This window comes from Achromobacter sp. UBA2119 (genome assembly GCF_002331005.1).
Classification (GTDB): domain Bacteria; phylum Pseudomonadota; class Gammaproteobacteria; order Burkholderiales; family Burkholderiaceae_B; genus Achromobacter; species Achromobacter animicus.
The window spans coordinates 102,473-121,500 of record NZ_DCYD01000003.1 but is presented as its reverse complement, the minus strand read 5'-3'; the positions used below and the strand labels follow the sequence as shown (position 1 = coordinate 121,500).

Genomic DNA, 19,028 nt, shown 5'->3' with positions numbered 1-19,028 from the left:
CACGTGCTGCTCCAAAAATGTGATCCGGACTTTGTACGATAAACATATTTCTCGTACGGTACGGGGCACACAAGCGCACGCAAATTGCGGCTAACCCTAGGGGAGTCGTTGCGGGCCTTGCGGCCCGTTTTTTAGCGCACCGGCCAGCCGTACATCAGGCCGCCGTTGCGGTACGAGGCGTTAAGCCCGCGTTCCAGTTTCAGGGGGCTGTTGGGGCCCAGGTTCTTCTCGAAGCTCTCGCCGTAATTGCCTACCGTCTTGATGATGTTGTAGGCCCACTTGTCGTCCACGCCCAGGTTCTTGCCCATGCCCGGCGTCACGCCCAGCAGGCGCTGGATGTTCGGGTTGGTGCTTTTCAGCATCTCGTCCACGTTCTTGGACGTGACGCCGTATTCCTCGGCTTCCAGCATGGCGTTCATGGTCCAGCGGACCAGGTTGAACCACTGCTCGTCGCCTTGGCGGACCATGGGGCCGAGCGGTTCCTTCGAAAAGTTCTCCGGCAGGATGTCGTACTTTTCCGGGCTTTCCAGGTTGCTGCGCGCGGCGGCAAGCTGCGACTTGTCGCCCGTGAATGCGTCGCAACGGCCGACGGCGAAGGCGCGGATGATCTCGTCCAGGCGCTCGACGACGACCGGCTTGAAGTTGACGTTCTGCGAGCGGAACCAGTCGGCCAGGTTCAGTTCGGTGGTGGTGCCCGGCTGCACGCAGACGGTGGCGCCTTCCAGTTCCTTGGCGCTTTTCACGCCCAGGGACTTGTTCACCATGATGCCCTGGCTGTCGTAGTAGTTGACGCCCACGCCGATCAGGCCCAGCGTCGTGTCGCGGGTCAGCGTCAGGGTGGTGTTGCGGGTCAGCACGTCGACTTCGCCGGATTGCAGGGCAGTGAAGCGCTGCACGGCGCTGAGCGCCTGGATCTTGGCCTTGGACGCGTCGCCGAACAGGGCGATGGCCAGCGCGCGGCACAGGTCCACGTCCAGGCCGATCCAGCCGCCCTTGCTGTCGTTCACGGAAAAGCCCGCGACGCCCGTGGATACGCCGCAATGGACAAAGCCCTTGCTCTTGACCGCGTCGAAGGTCGCGCCGGCATGGGCGGTCCAGGACGAGATGAACAAGGCGGTTCCTGCCGCAGCCAGTTTGAGTGCTTTCATGGTGTCTCCGCGCAGCGTTGCGCATGTTTATCGCTCAGCCGAAGGCTGAAGTGCGGCGCATAGTACCAGTGGGTCCGGGAGGGAGAATCGGGGAATTCCCCTTAAATCCGCAAGACGGAATTTGATGAGGAATAGAATCGGGCATGCGCGGCTCGTCGCGCCGCGCTTGCCCGCGGCGGCCGGCGGGCCGGATACGCCAGACCGCACCCACGCCAGCCTATGAAACGACACGACGATCCCGCAGGGCCGGACGACCGCCCGAGGCGCCCCTTCGCCTTCGTCAAGGACCAGCTGCACGGCACCTGGACCGAGCTGACCCGGGTCAACGCCAGCGACCGCCCGTGGGAAATGCCCCTGGCCGCCGCGCTGTCGTCGGGCCTGCCGCTGATGGTGGGCGCGTATTTCGGGCGCATGGACTACGGGCTGATGTCCAGCCTGGGCGGCATGGTGTTCCTGAGCCTGCCCAACGCCTCGCTGCAGATCCGCATGATGATGCTGCTGGCCGCGTCGTTCGGCATGGTGGCCTGCTACGCACTGGGCGCGCTGACGCAATTCTGGCCAACCGCCACCATCGCGGCGCTGACGCTGATTGCCATGGTGGTGAACATGGTGTGCCGCTGCTATCGCCTGGGACCGCCGGGCAGCCTGTTCTTCATCATGGCCACGGCGATTGCGGCGTACACGCCCGGCACCGTCCACGACGTGCCGCTGCGCGTGGGCATGGTGGCGCTGGGCTGCCTGGTTGCGTGCCTGGTGGCCTTTGCTTATTCGCTGCACATGACGCGCGTCGCGCCGCCGCCCGCGCCCATCGAGCTGCCCAAGCCGACCTTCGATTTCGTGGTCTACGACTCGGTGATCATCGGCCTTTTCGTCGGTATCTCTTTGCTGGTGGCCGAACTGCTGCAGCTTCAACGGCCCTATTGGGTGCCGGTGAGCTGCCTGGCGATCATTCAGGGCGCCAGCCTGCGCGCGGCGTGGAGCCGGCAGATGCACCGCATCCTGGGCACGGCGGTCGGCCTGTGCGTGGCGTGGGCGCTGCTCAGCCTGCCGCTCAACGTCTGGACGCTGAGCCTGGTGATGATGGCGCTGTCCTTCGGCATCGAGACGCTGGTGGTGCGGCATTACGCCAGCGCAGTTGTGCTGATCACGCCCTTGACCATCTTCCTGGCCGAGGCGCCGCATCTGGGGCAGGGCTATCCCATCGACGTCATCGAGGCGCGCTTTGTGGACACGGTGCTGGGCGCCTTCATCGGCGTGCTGGGCGCGGTGCTGCTGCACAACCAGCGCATCCGTCCCGTGCTGTCGCGATGGATGCGGGCGGTGCTGCCCCGCCGGGTGAATTGACGCCGCCGCGCCAACGCGGCAGCATGGGCTTTCCAAAACCCTGGAGGCACTTATGGATTGTTCTGTCGAAGGAAAGGTCGCGTTCGCCGACGGCCAGTCGTACCACTTCGCGACCGTGGACGCGGCGCTCGCATTCGCCGAATGCGTCAAAAGCACCCAGAATCCCGCGCAGTGCGCCGCCACGCACGGCAGCACCAGTCAGGTCAAGCTTGAAGACGTGGCCGCGCAGGAAGACGCGGAGCGGCGCGAGCAGGATCCGGGGGCGGGTGTGTGAATCGCGTGGCGCGGGGAATGACACCGCGCCATCGCTCAGGGATCAATCCGCCGCCCCGTCAGTCCCTTCGCCCGCCAGATACGCCTGCACCAATGTGATGATCCGTTCCGCGGTAGGCGACAAGCTGCGGCGGGCGCGGTGGATGACGCTGTAGGTCAGCGGGCCGGAGGCCGGATAGGGCAGGGGCAACGGCACGAGCGCCCCTTGCGCCAGCTCGGCGACGATGGCCTCGCGTGTGCAGAACAGCACCACGTCGCTCCCCACGGCCACGTCGCGCAGCGCGCTGACGCTATCGCACTCGAAGGCAATCGGCAGTTCATCCACGCCGGCCACTTGATACAGCTTTGCCAGATACTCGCGCGCGCGTTGCGGCAGGTCGGTGGCAGCCAGCCGATATTGCGCCAACGCGGCACGTAACTTTGGCTTTCGGACCGATTGCAGCGGATGTCCGGCCCGCACGAAAAGGCCGCCGTGCTGCGGTGGCAGCGCACGCACGATGAAGTCCGCCGGCGGCGGCAGGCTGTGCGTCACCGCCACGGCGAAGTCCAGCTTGTCCTGCAACAGCTTGTCCAACAGCCGCTGCCAGCTTTCGATTTCTACATGCACGCTCAGGCCCGGGTGATCGCGTGCCAGGCGGACCAGCAGCGGCGACAGAAACCCCGCCGCCGGAAAGGCCCCGACCCCGAAGCTGACGCGTCCTGTGTCGTGGCCCCTCATCAATTCGGCCTCGCGCCGAAGGGCGAGAACATCGCCCAGGATGCGGCGCGAACGATCGAGCACCATTTTTCCTGCCTGCGTCGGCGTCACGCCGATCGACGCGCGATCCACCAGCACCAGGCCCAGCGTCTCTTCAAGGGACTGGATGCTGCGCGTCAGCGCCGACTGCGTCAGATGCAGCCGCTGGGCCGCCCGCGAGAAGTGCCGCTCTTCGGCAAGGACGGAAAAGTGCTGGAGCGAACGTATCGTCAGGCCCATGTATTTTTCTCATCGGAATTGCGCCAAATATGCAATTGATTCGAGTCAGTTGCAAGACTAAAACAGCTTGACCACGGGCCGGCAGCAAATGCTGCAAGCACCCGGGAAAACACCATACAGAGCGATGCGCGGTCCCGCGACACGCCAACCTCGCAGGAGGAGACAACATGAACTGCAAGCCGATATTCCATCTGGCGGGCTGGAGCGCAGCCGCTGCGCTGAGCATGCTGGCCTGTACGGCGGCCGTCGCGGCGCCATCCCCGCAACCCGATGCCTGGCCTGCTTCGGGCAAGCCGATACGCATGGTCGTGCCGTTTCCGGCGGGGTCAGGGTCGGATTCGCTGGCGCGCATGCTGGCGGCCAAGGTGTCGCAGCAGACCGGCGCCTCCGTCATCATCGACAACAAGCCGGGCGCGGGCACGATGATCGGCGCGCAGGACGTGGCGCGCGCCAAGCCGGACGGCTATACGCTGCTGTACACCATCGTCGTCACGCACACGCAGAATCCGCATCTGTACAAAAAGCTGCCGTACGACCCGGTCAAGGACTTCACGCCGGTCCTGCAGGCGGTCAGGTCGGCCACCGTGCTGGTCGCCAACAACAACGCGCCGTTCTCTACAACCGCCGAGCTGATTGCCTACGCCAAGGCGAACCCCGGAAAACTGAACTACGCCTCGTACAGCGCCGGGTCGACCTCGCACCTGAATGGCGAGATTCTCAAGATGAAAACGGGCACCGACATCGTCCACGTGCCCTACAAGGGCACTGCCGACGCCAGCCGCGCGCTGTTGGCGGGCGATGTGCAGGTCTACTTCGACGGCACCGCCACGGCGGTCGAAAACGCCCGCGCCGGCAAGGTCAAGCTGCTGGGCCCGGCGACGGACCGGCGCCTAAGCGTGCTGCCTGAATTGCCGACGCTGGAGGAGCAGGGGATCGAGGGTCTGAACATCGTGGGCTGGCAAGGCATCTTCGGTCCGGGCGACATGCCGCCCGCACTGGCCGAACGCGTGGCCCAGGTGTTTCGCGCCGCGCTGGAGACCCCCGAAATCACCCAGACCATTCTGTCGCAAGGCAATGAGGTCAGCGGCGCCGGGCCGAAGGAATTCTCGGCCATCGTGCAGCGCGACAGCGCGCGGTGGGGCGACGTGATCCGCCGGATCGGGCTGGTATTGGAATAAGGCTGACGGGCCCGCGGGCCCCAGGAGACAACAATGCACGATGTAGTGATACGCGGCGGCACGCTGGTGGACGGTTCAGGCGCCAGCGCCCGGGTGGGCGACCTTGCCATCGACGGCGGCCGGATCGTACAGGCCGGCGGCAAGGCGGGCGCCGCGCGGCGAGAGATCGACGCGGCGGGCGCGCTGGTGACGCCGGGCTGGGTCGACATCCACACCCATTACGACGGCCAGGCGACGTGGGACCCGTACCTCAGCCCGTCGACATGGCATGGCGTCACCACCGCCATCATGGGCAACTGCGGCGTGGGCTTTGCGCCGGTCAAGCCCGACAGGCGCGAATGGCTGATCAAGGTGATGGAGGGCGTCGAGGACATTCCGGGCTCGGTGCTGTCGGAAGGCATCGAATGGGACTGGGAAACCTTTCCCGAGTATCTGGATGCGCTGGATCGGCGGCCCAAGGCGCTGGATATCGGGGCGCAGATTCCGCACAGCGCGGTGCGCGCTTACGTGATGGGCGACCGCGCCATTCATCACGACGAGGCCTCGCCCGCCGACCTGCTGGCCATGCGCGAGGTCGTGCGCGCAGCATTGCAGGCGGGGGCGGTCGGCTTTTCGACGTCGCGGACGTTCCTGCACAAGTACGACGAGCGCAAATACCCGCCGGGCACGTTCGCCACCGGCGAAGAGATCAGCGCGCTGGGCTCCGTCATGGGCGAAGTCGGCCACGGCGTGTTCCAGATGACGGCCAACCATCCCGCGATGGAGGGCGAGATTCCCTGGCTGGAACAGCTTGCCCGCCACAATCGTCTGCCGGTGCTGTTCAACCTTCAGCAGACTGACGGCGCGCCTGACGTCTGGAAGCAGATCGTGCGCACGCTGGACAAGGCACGCGATGAAGGCGTGCCGCTCATGGCCGGCATCAGCGGCCGGCCGCTGGGCATCCTGTTCTCCTGGCAAAGCTCGTTGCATCCCTTCATCGCCCATCCGACCTATCAGCCGCTGCACGCGCTGCCCCTGCCGGAAAAGCTCGCGCAGCTGCGCGATCCGCAGGTGCGCCAGAAAATCATGAGCGAGCAGCGCGGCCTGCTGGACCGCCGGGCCGAGACCTTGTTCAGCAGCTTTCACAAAATCTACCGGCTGGGCCAGGATCCCGATTACGAGCCGCTGCCCGAAGACAGCGTCGCGGCCATGGCGGCGCGCACCGGGCGCCCGCCGTTGGAACTGGTGTACGACCTGATGCTGGAGAACGAGGGCCGGGCGATTCTCTACTATCCGTCCTTCAACTACTCATACGAAAACCTCGATCACCTGCACCAGCTGATGCAGCACGCAAACACGGTGAACAGCCTGTCCGACGGCGGCGCGCATTGCGGCTACATCTGCGATGTCAGCATGCCGACCTTCATGCTCAGCCACTGGACGCGAGACCGCCGCCGAGGTCCGCTCCTGCCGCTTGAACACGTGGTGCGCCGGCAGACCCGCGATACCGCGCTGGTGTATGGCTTGCACGATCGCGGGCTATTGCAGCCGGGATACAAGGCCGATATCAACGTCATCGACCCGGATGCGCTGAAAGTGCATTGCCCGGAAATGGTGTTCGACCTGCCGGGTGGCGGGCGCAGGCTGGTGCAGCGTGCCGATGGCTACGCGGCCACGCTGGTCAACGGCCTGCCGATCTTCGAGCGCGGCGAGGCAACGGGAGAGCTGCCGGGCAAGTTGTTGCGGGGGGGCGGACCGCAACCGGGATGAGCATTGGGGCGTTCCTGTCAGACCCCGGAAGGCGGCGCCTTTTTGGTCCTTCTGCCCAGCACCTTCACCCCCGCTGGCACCGGCTTGTCGTGGATGACGTCCCGGATGTACTGCAGGAACAGTTCCGAACTTGCCGACAGCGACCGCAAGCGTCGCGTGATCAGACAGACCTCGCGCGACAACCGGGGCGAACTCAGTTCCCGGAACACGAACGGCACCGGCTCGCTCCCTAGCGTCTGCGGCGGCGCGATGGAGCTGGCCGCAAGCGCCGGCAGGATCGAATATCGCCCGCCGCCACGCAGCACGGCGTGCAGCGACGACGTGCGCGACACCTCATCGTGCTGCTGCTCGAAGAACCCCGGCTTGCCAGCGTGTGCGCGCAGGAACGCGCCGATGCCGGTGTCTTCGGTAAACCCCACGTATTGCGCCGGGTCCAGGTCGGCCCACTTCAAGGGCTTTGCGCCTTGCGCGTACGGATACGATGCGGCACAGATCACGCCGTAGCGGTCCTCGAAGAGCGGCGTATAGACCAACTCGTCAAAACCATGATGCGAGGTCGAGATCGCAAAGTCGATGTCGCCGTTGGCGATCATTTTCTCGACGAGCTCCGAGCTGGCGTCGTGCAGTGAAAACGTGATCTTGGGATAGGCCTGGCGAAAGGCCGCGATGGCGTCGCCCAGAAAGTAGTTGGTGACCGACGCCACCACCGCGATCCGCACGTGTCCCTGGCGGCCCTGCGACAGCGCCTCCAGGTCGCTCAGCGCGCCGTCGAACTGGCTGAGGATGCGCTCGGCCTCCGCCTTGAAGCGGGCGGCCTCCGGCGTCATCGCCACACGGCGCGTACTGCGGTCGAACAGTTTGACGCCCACGGCGTCCTCAAATTGCTGGATGGTCGCGGTCAGCGAAGACTGCGTCAGAAATAGCTGCGACGCCGCCACGGTGAACGAGCCGGTGTTGGCCACCGCCACGAAACTGCGGAAGTGCCGCAGGGTGATGCTGCGCTTGGTCGACATGCTTCGCCACCGATCTATTTATTGGCAAAACCGAATAATAAGCAGAAACCAACAATTTGTAGTGAAGAACGCCACGCTCTAGAATTTTTCTCGACTCGGCGTCCCGTGCCGCCGTCATCGCGTGCAAGAGGGAGCAATCCGAGATGAGCAGTGCAGATTTATCGCAGACCGCATCATGCTTTTCGCGCGTGGGCTGCCGCCCATGACCAGACCACAACAACCGCTGCGGATCCTCATGTCCGAACCGACGCTAAGCCGCATCGGCAGCGAGATCGCGCAGGCGTTGGATGGACGCGCGTTCGAACCCGTCATCGCGGCGCGGACGCAGGGCAACGCGCCCGCCGGTGCCGACGTCGCTTTCATATCGCGCGATGTGACCGGCCTGTCGACCAAGCACCGCGTGCTGGAACCGCTGGAAGCCTTCTACGTCTCGCTGCGTCAATCGCCGAAGCTGGCCTGGGTGCACGTGCACTCGGCGGGCGCGGACCGGCCGATCTTTGGCGAACTGAAATCCCGCGGCGTGCGTGTCACCACCTCGTCCGGCGCCAACGCGCAGGTGGTGGCGCAGACCGCGCTGGCCGGGATTCTGGCGCTGGCGCGCGAGTTTCCGCGCCTGTTCGACGCCCAGCGTGCCCAAACCTGGACGCCGCTGATCGGTGACCGGATGCCGCGCGATCTGCCTGGGCAGACCGCCGTGATCGTGGGATGGGGGCCGATCGGCCGCGCGCTGGGCGGGTATCTCCGGATGCTGGGCCTGAGCGTCATCGCCGTGCGCAGCGAGGCCGCGCCGCCTGCTGACGGCGTCGAGACCTACGCCTTTGAAGACCTGCCGCACATTGCGGGCCGCGCCGACTGGCTGGTGCTGGCGTGCCCCTTGAGCGACCGCACGCGCGGCCTGGTGAACGCCCGCGTGCTGGCCGCCATGGCGCCGCACGCCCGGCTCATCAACGTCGCGCGGGGCGAAGTCGTTGCCGAAGCCGACCTGATCGAGGCACTGCGCGCCAACGCGCTGGCTGGCGCCTTTCTGGATGTCTTCGAACACGAGCCGCTGGACGCCGCGTCGCCACTCTGGACGCTGCCAAACGTGATCGCCACGCCGCATTCGGCTGGGCACTCCGACGGCAACGAGGCGCGCGTGGACCGCATCTTTCTTGATTACCTGCGCGACTGGCGGCAATGATGCCGCCCGCGATGCCCGCGACCCTTTCAGGGACCTTCATGATCCAGACCGCCGCGCGCATCCCGCGCGGACCGTCTACGCGGCCGCCACGCAATACGGGCAATCGGTCGTGCACGCTTGTCCGTTGGCAGGTTTGCCAAGATCCGGCTTTCCTGGCGCCTGCCCCGCAGGGTCCGTGCCGCCGCCATGAAAGCACTCATGCGCCAGCCACTGGCTCAGCCGCTCGTAGCTTTCCATGTTGCTGCGCCAGTTCGGCGCGCAAAGATAATAGCCAAGCGGGCTTTCAAAGGTGCGGTCGAATATGTCGACCAGCTGCCCCGTGGCCAATTCCTTTTCGATCAGGCAGTGCGGCATCAGCGCCACGCCAAAGCCGGACGACGCGGCCTGGATAATCATTGAAAACAGATTGAAGCCGGGGCCAAAACGGGCGCGGTCATAATCTCCAAGGTACGTCGAAAACCAGTATTCCCAGGACAGCGGAATCTCGATGTGCTGCAGCAGCGTGCACTGCTTGATGTCTTCCAGGCTGCTGATCGGATGCTGATCCAGGTATTCCCGCGAGCACACCAGGCGGGTTTCGCGGCCCGTCAGGTATTTGGCCGCGCCGTCGTGCCAATCGCCGTATCCATACTGAATGGATGCGTCGAAATCGAGCTCGGTGCTCTTGTAGTCCGCGACGCTATAGCGCACGAAGTTGATCGATATATCCGGATTGACCTCGCGGAACGTCTTCAGGCGCGGAAACAGCCATTGCGCCGCAAACGTGGGCGCGGCCGAGACATTCAGGGATTTTGCCGACTGCTGCGTCGCCATGACCTGCGACGTGGCGCTTTCCAGCGTATGCAACGCCGGCCGAATCAGGCTGAGGTAGGTGGCGCCCATGCGCGTGAGCTGCAACCCGTTCGTGCCCCGAATGAACAGCGCGTGGCCAAGATAGCTTTCCAGCGTGGCGATATGCCGGCTGATGGCGCTTTGCGTGACGAACAGTTCCTTGCCCGCCTTCGAGAAAGACAGATGCCGGGCGGCCGCGGAAAACGCGTTCAATTCGGACAGGGTGGGGCAGCGGCGTCTCATAGGGGGGTATGAGTAAAGCTCATAAGGCTCTTCAAATTTGTGTCGAGCGCATAGGGGGAGACCCGGTATCGGACCCCGGAATTGTACCGGTAGAGTTCGGCATGCCGCGATTTCCCGGCGTTTTGAACTGTTTACGTGGTCGATTTATGAATCCGGTTGTCATCAAGAATTGCAGGATCCTCAATACCCGAACCTTGGTCCTCGAAGCCGCTTCGACCGTGCTGGTCGAAGACGGGGTCATCACCCGCATCGCCGCCGACGCAACGGCGCCGGCGGATGCGCAGGTGGTGGACGCCAAGGGCATGACCTTGATGCCCGGCATGATCGACTGCCACGTGCACGTGGTGGCGTCGTCGTTCAACCTGGGCCGCGTCGCGGCCCTGCCCAACGCGCTGGCGCTGCTGCGCGCGCTGCCCATCATGCAGGGCATGCTCGACCGCGGCTTCACCTCGGTGCGTGACGCTGGCGGCGCGGATTGGGCGCTGGCGCAGGCCGTGCTGGATGGCACCATCGACGGCCCGCGTCTCTTCTGCTCGGGCAAGGCCCTGTCGCAGACCGGCGGCCACGGCGACTTCCGCCAGCGTAACGACGAACTCGATCCGTGCCCGTGCTCGGTCAAGATCGGCAACATCGGCCGCGTGGTCGACGGCGTCGATAACTGCCGCCTGGCCGTGCGCGAAGAAATCCTCAAGGGCGCCACGCAGATCAAGGTCATGGCGTCCGGCGGCGTGGCTTCGCCCAACGATCCCATCCAGAACCTGGGCTTCTCCGAAGCCGAGCTGATCGCCATTGTGGAAGAGGCCAGCAACGCCAACACCTACGTGATGGCCCACGCCTACACCCCGCGCACCATTACGCGCGCTGTGCGCTGCGGCGTGCGCACCATCGAGCACGGTAACCTCGTCGATCGCGAGGCCGCCGAGGTCATGAAAGAACACGGCGCCTACATGGTGCCCACGTTGATCACCTACGAAGGCCTGGCCAACGACGGCGAGCGCTATGGCCTGCCGCTGGACTCGGTCAAGAAGATCGCCACCGTGCGCACGCAAGGCCTGACCGCACTGGAGATCCTGGACGAAGTCGGCGTGAAGATGGGCTACGGCAGCGACCTGCTGGGCGAAACCCACTACATGCAGTCCGACGAACTGGTGCTGCGCAGCCGCGTGCTGGGCAACGCCAAGGTCATCCAGCAAGCCACGCTGATCGGCGCCGAGATCCTGAACCAGGAAGGCCTCTTGGGCGAAGTGTGCGAAGGCGCCTACGCCGACCTGCTGCTGATCGACGGCAATCCGCTGGACGACATCGAACTGCTGACCAAGCCGGATTCGATCAAGCTCATCATGAACCGCGGCCTGCTGCACAAGAACGCCTGCTGACGTTCGCGCGCTTCGTTCCCCTCTTCTTTACTCCGGAATTTCCCCCATCATGTTTTCCGTATCCGACCGCCTGGAGCGGTTGCCCTTCAGCAGCTTTCATTTCCGGCTGCTGATGATCGGCGGCCTCGGGCTCGCCTTCGAAGCGCTGGACGCCGGCATCATCGCCTTCATCATTCCCTCGCTGCGCACGCAGTGGGGCCTGACCACCGGCCAGATCGGCTGGATCGCCAGCAGCACCTATGTCGGCTTCCTGGTCGGGGCGCTGTTCTCCGGCATCCTGGGCGACCGCTACGGCCGCAAGAAGATCATGATGTGGGCGCTGCTGCTGTTCTGCGTCGCCACGTTCTTCAACGCCTTTGCCCGCAACTATCACGAGTTCTACATCCTGCGCATGATTGCCGGCATCGGCATGGGCGCCGAAGGCGCCATCATCGCGCCGTACCTGGCTGAATTCGTCAGCAGCAAGTATCGCGGCCGCTTCACCGGCGCGCTGGCGGGCTTCTTCTCGTTCGGCTTCGTGATGTCCGCGTTGCTCGGCTACTTCATCGTGCCGATGAGCGACGACGGCTGGCGCTGGATCATGATCATCGCTTCTGTTCCCGTCGTGTTCCTGTTGTGGTGGCGCAAGTCGCTGTTTGAATCGCCGCGCTGGCTTGAACACACCGGCCAGACCGCGGAAGCCAACCGCATCTGCGAAGCCATCGAAGCCGAAGTCCTGAAAAGCACCGGCCGCCCGCTGCCCACGCCCGTTGCCACGCGCAAGGCCACGGCCACCGCCGCGCCGCAGCAGACCGCGATGGCCAAGCTGGCGCAGCTGTTCTCGAAGGAATACCTGGGCACGACCGTGCTGGTGTGGGTGTTCTGGATTACGGTGCTGTTCTGCTACTACGCCTTCCTGGTGTGGATTCCCAGCCTGCTGGTCGAGCGCGGCTTCACCATCACCAAGAGCTTCTCGTACACCATCCTGATCTACCTGTCGCAGATCCCCGGCTACTTCTCGGCCGCGTACTTCAACGACAAGATCGGCCGCAAATACACCATCCTGGCCTACATGCTGCTGTCGTGCCTGTCCGCGCTGGGCCTGGCGCTGGCCACCGGCGAGCACCAGATCATCATGCTGAGCATGCTGCTGTCCTTCGGCATGAATGGCGTGATCGCCGGCCAGTACACGTACACCGCCGAAATCTATCCCACGTCCATCCGAGCCACCGGCATGGGCGCGGCGTCGGCCTTCGCCCGCATCGGCTCCATCGCTTCGCCGACCATCGTCGGCGTGGCGTACCCGGTCCTGGGCTTTGCCGGCGTATTCGCGATGATGACCGCCATCCTGCTGGTCGGCGGCCTGGGCATCCTGTTCTACGGCAAGAACACGCGTGGCGTCGTGCTCGAGGAGATCAACGCATGACGAAGGGCTCCGCATTCCGCCCGCTGGCCGGGCACGCGCGCGATCTGGCGCTGGCGGCGGACCGGCAGGCGCAGTGGAGCGTGATCTCCAACCTGCTGCACGCCTGCTTTGGCCACAAGCTGTTCACTGCGTTGCTGTACCTGCAGGACCACCGGCTGATGAAGCGTCTGCATACGTCGGACGAATCGATCAGCCCGCTCGGCGGCTTCAAAGCCACCGGCAACGGTCCTTGGTCGCGGCTGGTGCTGGAAGAAGGGCGGCTGTATGTCGCCAGCAATGAAGACGATGTGCGCACCGTGTTCTCCGAGGCGCCGATGCTGATCGAACGCGGGCTGCAGTCGGCGTTCAACATTCCCGTGCGGCATGAGGGACGCGTGATCGGTTCGCTGAACATGCTGGCCGGGCGTCATGCCTATGACGACATCGATCCGGATCTCGCGGCAGTTGTCGCCGGGCTGTGCGCGCCGGTCTTCATCGAAGAGATGAAGGACGCGGCGTCCGCGGCGGCGAGCGTGGACCGGTCTGCGCTGGATAGCGTGTGATGGTTTGAATTTGAGTATCCGTCCCGGTGCGGGACTGGGTTTGCGGGCTGCTTGCCGGAGCGGCCCGTTTTTTTTGGGATTGCCTCGCGTGGCAATCCCTTTTTTTTGCGCATTGTTGCGGTATTGGTCCGAATTGTTGCGTGCTACTGCATTTTTGCAAGGGGGGGACCGAGTTTTAGAAATTGTTCGATGGGCGAGGTTGCGTAGCGTCAAGAGAATGGTCGCTTTTTTCCGTGGCGGTTGTGCGGTGCTGCAATTGGCCGGCATCTGGCGGTTCGCATCTCCAAAGCCGCGCACGGTTTACGGAGCTCGCAATGCACTTCCCCCATTCCCCGATTGTCGCGGCGATTCTCGCCGCTACGATCCCGGCCTTTCCCTTGATGGCGTCGGCGGCGCCGACAGCGCCCATCGTTGTCGATGACCCGTTGGGCAACACGTCATTGTTGTTGTTTCCCGGCTGGAACGTCACGGTCAGCACCGGAGAGGCAATCCGCGTCAACGGATCGGGCAATAGCGTGGAGGCAAATGGCATCACGCTGATCGGAGAAGCCGACAGCCGGGGTGCGCACGCCCAGGGCGGCGGGATGATCACGCTCACGGATAGTACGGTTCAGACGCAAGACGGCGCCGCATTGTCCGCGTCCGGGGTCAGTAGTCTGGCGAGCGCGACCAACTCCCAGCTCTCCTCGATGGCAACCACGGTTCGCGCGGCGGATGGCGGCCGCATCGAGCTGAACGGCACAAGCGTGTCCGGGTCAGGCGGGTTCGAAGCGACGACGCATGTGAGCGGAGGGCGCCTCATCGCAAAGAATCTTGAGATCACCAGCGTGGCTCGCAATGGGATCGAAAGCTATGTGGTGCGCGCGCAATCGGGCGCGAACGTCCAGTTTAAAGATGTCATTTTTTCCAGCGTGGACGAAGTTGGCGCCGCAAGGACCGCGCTCATCTCGGTGCAGGACGCTGACTTCGCGATGACCAATAGCCACACCAAGGCAGGAATCGTACAGGGCGCTGCCTCGTCTCTGCATGTGTCAGGCAACTCCGTGGCGACCGTGAAGGGAAGCGTCATCGAGGGCGCCATTACCGCATCTGACGGGGCAACCCTGGACATCTTCGACACGGTCTTGGCAGGGCCCAACAGCGTCTTCATTGGGGTGTACTTGTTGGGTGCGACGGCATCCACCGCGTCACTCGATAACGTGACAATCGGTAGCGAGGCCGTCGCAGTCACTGACGGTGTCGTCGCGCGGGCCAACCATGTGATCAACGCGAAGGACGTGGATATTCACGCCAGCCGGTTCGGGATTCGCACTGTCAACGGGTCGGCTCAGGTTCAAGGGGGCACACTGCGTGCAGGACAAGCCGGCCTGTATGCGCTTTCGGAGGATGACACGGCGCCATCGACGATTGCCGCCGTCAGCACGCATGTGCTGGCCGAAGCCACCAATGCGGTAGGGGCAAGCGCCGCCCAACGCGGTGCCCAGGTTTCGCTGGACGGCGTCACGGTGGACGTGTCCGGCACAGGGGGAATGGCGCTCCGGGCCACAGACGGGGCGCACATCGACGCTGTCCATTCCCAATTAAATGGCCAGTCCACAAACGCGACCGGCGTGCAGTTGCTTGGAAGCATTGGCACCGGCGACACGGCTGTTTCGCTGAGCGACACGCAAGTCATGATGACGGGTCAAAACGCAAACGGCGTGCAGAGCGTGCGCTACGAGCCGCAGGGCGCCAACTCGCTCGTGCTGTCGAACGGCAGCGACCTTCAGACCCACGATGGTGTGGGGTTTCTCGTCAGGGGTGGAGATCACGACATCACCGTTCAGAACGCGACCGTGGTGGCCCGAGCCGGCGGCGACGACGCCAGCGGCATCCTGCTTAGAACGCAGGCGACTCCCAACGCGGGAATCATCCCCGGGCAACCGTACCAGACGCAACGCGTCACCCTGAATGCCACGGACGCGCTCCTGACGGGCGACGTGCTGACTTCCGACAGCGGCCGCGTCGACATCGGTCTGGCGAGCAGCAGTGAGTGGACCGGCGCGGTGCGCGCGGGGCAGGGTTCGGTCGACAGTGTCTCGATAGACGGCAGCAGCGTCTGGAACATGCGCGGCGATTCCGCCGTGAAGACTCTGACCAACGCGGGCGTCGTCCGGTTCGTGTCTCCCAGTGCGCAATCTGGATTCAAGACGCTGACCGTGTCCGACTACATCGGCGGCGGCACCTTGGTCATGAATACCCATTTGGGTGACGATACTTCCCTCACCGACCGGCTCGTCGTGGACGGCGGGGCTGTGACGGGAGCCACCGGTCTGCGTATCTTGAACGCCGGCGGCGCAGGCGCGTTGACGACTCAAGGCATCCGGCTTGTGCAGGCCGTCAACGGCGCAACGATTGCAGGTGATGCCTTTCATCTGGACGCGGACTCGACTGGCTTCCGGGACACGACCAATAGCCTGGCTATGAACGGCTACGACTATTTTCTGGTGCAGGGCGGAACGGGCGGCGTTGCGTCCGATTGGTATTTGACCTCCACGACGTCGCCGGGAAGTGGCGTTGAGACGCCTCCTGGCAGCGGTACCGAAACGCCGCCGGGTAGCGGTACTGAGACGCCTCCTGGCAGCGGAACCGAAACGCCGCCGGGTAGCGGCACTGAGACGCCTCCTGGTAGCGGAGCCGAAACGCCGCCGGGCAGCGGTATTGAGACGCCTCCCGGGAGCGGTACCGAGACGCCTCCTGGCAGCGGAACCGAAACGCCGCCGGGCAGCGGCACTGAGACGCCGCCGGGCAGCGGTACTGAGACGCCTCCCGGGAGCGGTACGGAATCGCCTCCCGGCAGCGGTGGTGGTTCTCCCGGGTCTGGCGCGGGCAATATGAAGAACGTCTCACCGGAAAACGGCGTGCATATCGGCAACCAGTCCGCGGCGACACGGATGTTCGTACATCGCCTGGCGGATCGGACCGTGGCGCAGTCGTCGGCGGGCCAAGCAGCACCCGTCGGTGCATCCCGCCAGTTGTGGGCTCGTACCGAGGGCACGCGGCACACCGGCATGAAACTTCAGCAAGGCCAGGTAAGCATCGACACCGACACCGCCATGCTGCAGATGGGCGCGGACCTGTTGAGCACGCGCCTGGGTCAGCAAGGCGTCCTCAAGGCAGGCGTCATGGCGGGCGCGGGCGATGCGCGGACACACGCCACGTCCCAACTCATCCATCCGGGCACAGGCATGGCGATGCGTGTCGATGCCCGCGGCAAGGTCACGGGGTATTCCGTGGGCATCTATGCCACCGCCTACGCCGACGACGCGACCCGACTGGGCGCCTATGCCGATTCATGGTTGCAGTTCGGCCGCTACTCCAACGAAATCAATAGCGAACTGGGCTCGGCCCGATACCGTTCGAACACCTGGACCGCATCGGTGGAAGCGGGATACGCGCTCAAGCCCTTCGCCGCCGATTCGGCATTGGGTTCGATGGTGGTGGTGCCGCAGGCACAACTGGCCTATACGCGTTACAACGCCCAGGACGCCGTCCTGCCCAGCATGACGCTGAAAAACTCGCCCGCCAGTTCGGTCACTTCGCGCGTGGGTGTCCGGGCGTACCCGCTTGGCAACGACGCCGCCACTCCGGTGCGGCCTTATGTCGAAGCCAATTGGCTGCACAACTCGGGCACCGCGAAGGCCAACGTGGGCGCATCGACCTTCCACGCAACGCCGATGCGCGACGCGGCGGAACTGCGAATGGGCGTGACAGGCAATGTGCGGGAGTCGCTGCAGGTCACCGGAGAACTGTTCGGCCAAGCCGGTAACGGCGGTCAGCGTGGCTACGGCGGCATGCTGAACGTCGGGTATCGCTGGTAGCCTTGCACGCGGAAGGGCGGACTGCAATGCGGGCCGTTGATGGCCGCGGCGGTCCGCCCTTCATGTCGACGGGCAAGGCGATTCAAGCCACGCGCTTGTTGAGAATCACCAGCGACACGCCCGCCAGCACGAGCGCGGACGCGGCCACCAGCAAAACCGTCAGCGGCTCATCCAGAAACAGCGTCCCGCCCAACGCCGCCAGCACCGGGACACTGAGCTGCACGGTGGCGGCGCGCGTCACGTTCAACTGTTTCAGCGCGGCGTACCAGAGGATGTACCCCAGGCCCGATGTCACCGCGCCCGACGCCACGGCATAGGCGGCGCCCGCGGCGTCGAGCCGAACGTGCGACATGACGAACTGCGCAAGCAACAACGCCAGCGCAACCGGCGCGGCGCGGATGAAATTCCCCGCGGTTGCCGCCACCGGATTCCGTGCGCCCCGGCCCAGCAGCGAATAAACGCTCCACGCCACGCCGGACAGGATCATCAGGAATCCGTAGAACACGGGTGGCGCGTCCGTACCGGGCAGCATCAACGCGAAAAGCCCGGCAATCGCCAACGCCATGCCAACGCATTGCAGCGGCGCCAATCGTTCGCCAATCGCCAGGCCGTACAGGATCATGCTGATCTGGATCGCCCCAAACAGCAGCAGGGCGCCCGTGCCGGCGGGAATATGCGTGTACGCAAAGGAGAACGCCAGTGCATACGCCAGCAGCGCCAACGCGCCCGCCCAGGACCCTTCCAGACGCTCGGACTGCCGGCGCAGTGCCAGCACCAGCCATAGCATCAGCGCACCCGACACAACGCGGATGACGACGAAGGTGGTGGGATCGATCGCCGTCTGTTTGAGCGCGAGGCGGCAAAGCAGGGAATTGCCGGCAAAGGCCAGCATGGCGGAAAGGGTGAGCGCGAAGAGGCGGAGGGTCATGGCGGGGGCCTTTGAATCACCACTGCGATCCGCGGCCTCTGCCGTCTACTGCACGGCCGAAGCGGTCTCGCGGAACCGCTGCACCAGCGGGGAGCCGTCTTCCGAACGATACGCCAGCAGCACCTGGCTTTGGGCGTCTGGCGTATCCAGTTCGCGATAGGCCACGCCGGGAATGCCCGTCTTCATGTAGGTGTCGGGGAGGATGGAAATGCCCATCCCCGCCGCGACCAGACCGATGATGGTCGCGCCTTCGCGCGCCTCCTGGCCGACTTGCGGGGCGAAGCCCGCCCGGTTGGCCAGTACGCTCACGTGGTCGAACAGGCCGCAGCCCAGTCCGCGCGGGAACAGGATGAAGGATTCGTCCGCCAGGTCCGTCATTGACAGCGGCGTGTCACGGCGCGCCAGCGGATGCGATTGCGGCAGGGCGGCCATCAGCCGGTCGGTCCACAGCGGCAGCGTCGCGATGTTGGGCGGCGGCACGAACAGGATGGATGGCCGCAGAAATCCCACGTCGATGTCTTTGGAAGCCAGCGCCCGCAATTGCTGGCCCGTCGACTGATGGCTCAGGTCCACGCCCACGCCGGGAAAGTCCGTGCGAAAGGCATGCACGATGCGGGGAAAGGCGTCGAACATCGGCACCGACGCCGTGAACGCCACGCGGATTTCCCCGGTTTCTCCCAGCGCCGACTGCCGCACGACCTCGCCGGCGCGCTCCAAGTGGGACAGCGCGCGGCGCGCCTGGTCCAAGAACAGCGCGCCCGCCTGCGTCAGTTCCACGCTGCGGCTCGTGCGGGTCAGGAGCGGCGCCCCGAGTTCTTCTTCCAGCGCCTTGATCTGCAGACTGAGGGGCGGCTGGCTGACGTGCAGCCGGCGCGCGGCCTGGCTGAAGCTCAGTTCCTCGGCGACGGCAACGAAGTAACGCAGTTGGCGGAAATCCATATTGATTTGGAAAGCAAATAGATGGTCTTGAAAAACGGTATTG

At 64.8% G+C, this 19,028-nt stretch carries 15 protein-coding genes; 9 read left to right on the top strand and 6 right to left on the bottom strand.

Going from position 1 to position 19,028, the window contains the following annotated elements; genetic code table 11:
- Nucleotides 1-131: 131 nt before the first annotated feature.
- Nucleotides 132-1,148, bottom strand: a complete 1,017-nt coding sequence (locus B3098_RS02350) for an amino acid ABC transporter substrate-binding protein (protein ID WP_286890522.1) — start codon at nt 1,146-1,148, stop codon at nt 132-134.
- 219 nt (nt 1,149-1,367) lie between these two features.
- Between B3098_RS02350 and B3098_RS02345 the strand changes: the two genes are divergently transcribed.
- Together B3098_RS02345 and B3098_RS02340 are read left to right on the top strand one after the other, a co-directional pair.
- On the top strand, nt 1,368-2,492 hold the full coding sequence (locus B3098_RS02345) for an FUSC family protein (protein WP_286890521.1): 1,125 nt from the start codon (nt 1,368-1,370) through the stop codon (nt 2,490-2,492).
- A gap of 52 nt (nt 2,493-2,544) precedes the next feature.
- The gene (locus B3098_RS02340; protein ID WP_175137947.1) at nt 2,545-2,766 is read left to right on the top strand and encodes a hypothetical protein; all 222 of its coding nucleotides are present in this window, start codon (nt 2,545-2,547) and stop codon (nt 2,764-2,766) included.
- Nucleotides 2,767-2,808: 42 nt separating this feature from the next.
- Here the strand turns inward: B3098_RS02340 and B3098_RS02335 are convergent, their stop codons facing one another.
- Complete coding sequence (locus B3098_RS02335) at nt 2,809-3,741, bottom strand: LysR family transcriptional regulator (protein WP_279973573.1); 933 nt, start codon at nt 3,739-3,741, stop codon at nt 2,809-2,811.
- 167 nt (nt 3,742-3,908) lie between these two features.
- Between B3098_RS02335 and B3098_RS02330 the strand changes: the two genes are divergently transcribed.
- Together B3098_RS02330 and B3098_RS02325 are read left to right on the top strand one after the other, a co-directional pair.
- Nucleotides 3,909-4,919 (top strand): Bug family tripartite tricarboxylate transporter substrate binding protein, encoded by a 1,011-nt coding sequence (locus B3098_RS02330; RefSeq protein ID WP_286890520.1) that lies wholly within the window; start codon nt 3,909-3,911, stop codon nt 4,917-4,919.
- 33 nt (nt 4,920-4,952) lie between these two features.
- Nucleotides 4,953-6,668: an N-acyl-D-amino-acid deacylase family protein gene (locus B3098_RS02325; protein ID WP_286890519.1), complete on the top strand. Its 1,716-nt coding sequence runs from the start codon at nt 4,953-4,955 to the stop codon at nt 6,666-6,668.
- 17 nt (nt 6,669-6,685) lie between these two features.
- Here B3098_RS02325 and B3098_RS02320 read toward each other — a convergent pair whose 3' ends face one another.
- Entirely contained in the window at nt 6,686-7,681 is a 996-nt protein-coding gene (locus B3098_RS02320; protein WP_286890518.1) for a LysR family transcriptional regulator, read from the bottom strand.
- Between the two features lie 235 nt (nt 7,682-7,916).
- Here B3098_RS02320 and B3098_RS02315 point away from each other — a divergent pair, with 235 nt between their 5' ends.
- Nucleotides 7,917-8,861: a D-2-hydroxyacid dehydrogenase gene (locus tag B3098_RS02315; protein ID WP_286890517.1), complete on the top strand. Its 945-nt coding sequence runs from the start codon at nt 7,917-7,919 to the stop codon at nt 8,859-8,861.
- Nucleotides 8,862-8,936: 75 nt separating this feature from the next.
- On the opposite strand, the gene B3098_RS02310 is transcribed toward B3098_RS02315, so the two are convergent.
- Nucleotides 8,937-9,905, bottom strand: a complete 969-nt coding sequence (locus tag B3098_RS02310) for a LysR substrate-binding domain-containing protein (RefSeq protein WP_414631255.1) — start codon at nt 9,903-9,905, stop codon at nt 8,937-8,939.
- Nucleotides 9,906-10,081: 176 nt separating this feature from the next.
- Between B3098_RS02310 and B3098_RS02305 the strand changes: the two genes are divergently transcribed.
- From B3098_RS02305 to B3098_RS02290, 4 genes are all read left to right on the top strand, one after another.
- A complete protein-coding gene (locus tag B3098_RS02305; RefSeq protein WP_286890513.1) occupies nt 10,082-11,311 on the top strand; it encodes a metal-dependent hydrolase family protein in 1,230 nt (409 codons plus the stop codon).
- Nucleotides 11,312-11,360: 49 nt separating this feature from the next.
- A complete protein-coding gene (locus tag B3098_RS02300) occupies nt 11,361-12,716 on the top strand; it encodes an MFS transporter (RefSeq protein ID WP_286890512.1) in 1,356 nt (451 codons plus the stop codon).
- The gene (locus B3098_RS02295; protein ID WP_218342763.1) at nt 12,713-13,258 is read left to right on the top strand and encodes a GAF domain-containing protein; all 546 of its coding nucleotides are present in this window, start codon (nt 12,713-12,715) and stop codon (nt 13,256-13,258) included. The genes B3098_RS02300 and B3098_RS02295 overlap by 4 nt, the downstream gene beginning before the upstream one ends.
- 314 nt (nt 13,259-13,572) lie before the next feature.
- Nucleotides 13,573-17,118, top strand: coding sequence for an autotransporter outer membrane beta-barrel domain-containing protein (locus B3098_RS02290; RefSeq protein WP_286890511.1), 3,546 nt, complete (start codon nt 13,573-13,575; stop codon nt 17,116-17,118).
- 82 nt (nt 17,119-17,200) lie between these two features.
- Here B3098_RS02290 and B3098_RS02285 read toward each other — a convergent pair whose 3' ends face one another.
- Nucleotides 17,201-18,046 (bottom strand): DMT family transporter, encoded by an 846-nt coding sequence (locus B3098_RS02285; RefSeq protein ID WP_286890510.1) that lies wholly within the window; start codon nt 18,044-18,046, stop codon nt 17,201-17,203.
- A 45-nt stretch (nt 18,047-18,091) separates the two neighbouring features.
- Nucleotides 18,092-18,985, bottom strand: a complete 894-nt coding sequence (locus tag B3098_RS02280) for a LysR family transcriptional regulator (protein WP_286890509.1) — start codon at nt 18,983-18,985, stop codon at nt 18,092-18,094.
- Between the last annotated feature and the right edge of the window lie 43 nt (nt 18,986-19,028).